Source organism: uncultured Jatrophihabitans sp. (genome assembly GCF_964246335.1).
In the GTDB taxonomy this organism is placed as follows: Bacteria; Actinomycetota; Actinomycetes; order Mycobacteriales; family Jatrophihabitantaceae; genus Jatrophihabitans.
On sequence record NZ_CAXTQF010000101.1, the window covers coordinates 4,020 to 7,427 of the forward strand.

Here is a 3,408-nt window from a genome sequence, read left to right on the forward strand (position 1 = left end):
CCGGCCGGTTCGCGGCTCCCCGCCCGGGGGGGCCGCGGCGGGGGGGCAACCGCCCGCGGGCCCCCCCCCCGCGCCCCCCCACGGCGGGCCACTTGGCACCGCGCGGCAGCGGTTACTCGATCTTCGACACCGCGACGGGCCGGTATCAAGTGCCTCGTCGTCGTAGAAGCGCTGCAATGATCAGCGGATGGCGGTGGCGCAGCTTCCGGATGCTCGAGTCGCCGAGTTGCGGCGCATGCATTTCACTTACGACGAGGTCGGCCAGACAGCCGGCCAGTTTCCATCGGGCTTCGCGGCGTTCCATCGTGTCCGCGTGCTGCCCGACGACGTCGACTTCGAACGGGCCGCTGCACGACTGATGACCTGGCAGCTCCACTCCGGCGCTGGACTCCGAGTCGCAGCCTCAAGTGCGACTGTTGAGGACGATGCAGTTGTGCTGCTGGGCTTGGGACTGTCCAGGGTGCGGCTCTGTGCACCCTGTCGGGTGGTCTATGTCGTCGACGATGTCGATCGGCGCGGTTTCGCCTACGGCACGCTTCCCGGCCATCCTGAATCCGGCGAGGAGCGTTTCGTCGTCCGGCAACGGTCTGACAATCGGGTCGAGCTGGCGATCGACGCGTTCTCGCGCCCGCACGCCACGCTGGCGAGGCTCGGCGGACCAGCGACCCATTGGATCCAGAAGCGCATCACGCGTCGCTACTTGCACGCGCTGGACGACTGACGTCGGTTGCGTCAGCCGGCGAGGTGCGCTGCGCTGGTCCGGCCGAGCAGCGGCGGGATCGTCGCGACGGCCTGCGCGAGCTCGTCCAACGACTCACCGAACAGTGCCTGGGCGCCGTCCACCAGCGCCGTCTCCGGGCGCGGGTGCACGTCGACCATCACGCCGTCAGCACCGGCCGCGATGCCGGCCCGCGCCAGCGGCACCACCAGATCGCGTCGGCCGGCGGCGTGGGACGGATCGACGATCACCGGCAGGTGCGACTGCGCCTGCACCATGCCCACCGCCGACACGTCGAGCATGTTGCGGATGGCCGGCTCGAACGAGCGCACGCCCCGCTCGCACAACACGATGTCGAGGTTGCCGCGCTGCGCGATGTACTCCGCGGCCATCAGCCACTCCTCGTAGGTGGCGGTCAGCCCGCGCTTGAGCATCACCGGCTTGCCGGCCCCGCCGACCGCCTGCAACAACCCGAAGTTCTGCATGTTGCGCGTGCCGATCTGCAACATGTCCGCGTACTCGCACACCGTGTCGACGTCGGATGCGTCCATCACCTCGGTGACGACGGGCAACCCCGTCTCGTTGCGGACGTCGGCGAGGATGCGTAAGCCGTCGACGCCGAGTCCCTGGAACGCGTACGGCGAGGTGCGCGGCTTGTAGGCACCCCCACGCAGCAGGGTCGCGCCGGCCCGCTTGGCCAGCTGCGCGGCCTCGAGTGTCTGCGCCGGCGTCTCGACGGCGCACGGGCCGGCGATGAGCGTGAAGGTGTCCGGCCCGATCGGCACGCCGCCGACGCGGATCGTGGTGCGCCGGCTGTGGTTCTGCGCCGACACCAGCTTGTACGGCGCGGTGATGCGCATCGTCTCGGCCACGCCCGTCAGCCCGGCGATGTTCGACGCGCTCAGCGTCTCGAGCACGTCCTCGGTGCCGACGACGCCGATGATCGTGCGCATCACGCCACGGCTGACGAACGCCTGCCCGCCGTGCACCCCGATCTGCCCGATGACGGCGGTGATGTCGTCGTCGTTCGCCTCCGGCGCCATCACGATGACCATGTGCGGCAGCCTATCGACCGCCGGACGCTCAGCCGCCGACGCCGTACACGATCACGACCGAACCGGCGCGTACCTGCGTGCCGGCGCGCGGGTTGACCCCGAGCACGGTGGTCGGGGTGCCGGGCTCGCCGAGGAACGGCCGGACGTCGGCGCGCAGACCCACCGCGGCGAGCGCCTGGCGTGCGTCGGTCACCGAGTCACCGGGCGCGATGTTCGGCACCGGCACCATCTGCGGACCGCGCGAATACGTCACCGTGACGGCGCTGAACTTGCGCGCCTGGCCGGTCGGCGCGATCGCGATGACCTGGTTCGCGGCGATGGTGTCGTTGTACGCCCCGACGAGGTTGACCTTGAAGTGTGCCTTCTTCAACGCCGACTTCGCGTCGGCGACAGGCGTGCCGGCGGCGATGTCCGGCACGTCGACCATCGGCGGCCCGGTGGACACGTAGATCGTGATGGTCTGGTGGGACGTCACTTGGGCGCCCGCTGCGGGATCCGTGCGCGTGACCCGGCCGGCGGGGACGGTGTCACTGGCCTCGGGCCGCACCTGGTCCGCGACGCGTACCGGCCCCACCGACAACAGAGCCTGCCGTGCCTGGTCGGGATCCTGCCCCGCGACGTCGTCGACGGCGAAGTGCTGCGGGCCGGCCGACAGCAGCACGACGACGCGTGCGCCACGTACCACCCGTGCATCACCGGCCGGGGTCGTGCGCAGCACCCGGCCTCGGGGCACCGTGTCGTCGAAGCGCGGACCGGGCTGCACCGACACGCGGTACCCGGCCGCTTTGAGTCGCTGCAACGCCGACTGCTCGGTGGCCCCACGTACGGCGGGCACCTGCGAGAAGCGGCCGGCGGCGAAGTACCACGCGCCGTACCCGACGCCTGCGCCGAGCAGGGCGAGCAGCAGCACGACGATGAGCGCGATGCGGCGGCGCCGCCGGTACGGCGCGGGCGCGCGGTTGTCAGTGCCCGGGTGATCGGGCGGCAGGTCCGGCGGCGCGGCCGCGAACCGGTCGGCGACGTCGTCGCCACGCGCCGCCACGCCGCCGCGCGCCTTGCCGTTGCGGGCCGGAGCGCGTCCCTGGGTGGGTTGGCGGGTCCGGGCCCATTCGGGGTCGACGACGGTGTCGTTGCGCCCGGCCTGGCTGCGGATCTCACCTGTCGTCACCGCGTCCGGAGTGGCGTGCCGGACCGGCGGAACGCGGCGCGGCCCGCGGCCCGGCGCGCCGCTGCGGACACGGCGCGGGACGGGTGTCACCGGCAGGGCCAGCTCGGCGCGGACGTCGGCGAGTTCGGCCAGGAACGCGGCGGCGTCCGCCGGGCGGCTGCTCGGGTCGCTGTCGGTCGCGTTGATGACCAGTTCGTCGATCTCGCTCGGGACGTCACCGTCCGGGCGCAACCGGGACGACGGTGCGGGCACCCGGCTGTGCACGTGCTGGTACGCGATGTTCATCGCGGAGTCGCCGCGGTAGGGCGGCTGACCGGTCAGCAGCTCGAACAGCACGACGCCCGCGGAGTAGACGTCCGAGCGGGGGTCGGCGCTGCCCCGCGCGATCTGCTCCGGCGAGCAGTAGGCGACCGTGCCCATCATCAGGCCCGTCCGGGTGGCGGAGGCGTCGCTTTCCACCGCGCGGG

General features: G+C 72.2%; 3 protein-coding genes. 1 reads left to right on the top strand and 2 read right to left on the bottom strand.

Going from position 1 to position 3,408, the window contains the following annotated elements; translation table 11 throughout:
- Nucleotides 1-187: 187 nt before the first annotated feature.
- Nucleotides 188-721, top strand: a complete 534-nt coding sequence (locus tag ACFFCN_RS17970; RefSeq protein WP_375493893.1) for a DUF1990 family protein — start codon at nucleotides 188-190, stop codon at nucleotides 719-721.
- 11 nt (nucleotides 722-732) lie between these two features.
- Here ACFFCN_RS17970 and aroF read toward each other — a convergent pair whose 3' ends face one another.
- Both aroF and ACFFCN_RS17980 read right to left on the bottom strand, forming a co-directional pair.
- Nucleotides 733-1,773: a 3-deoxy-7-phosphoheptulonate synthase gene (gene aroF / locus ACFFCN_RS17975; protein ID WP_375493895.1), complete on the bottom strand. Its 1,041-nt coding sequence runs from the start codon at nucleotides 1,771-1,773 to the stop codon at nucleotides 733-735.
- 28 nt (nucleotides 1,774-1,801) lie between these two features.
- A partial coding sequence (locus tag ACFFCN_RS17980; RefSeq protein WP_375493897.1) for a PASTA domain-containing protein occupies nucleotides 1,802-3,408 on the bottom strand: 1,607 nt, incomplete at its 5' end.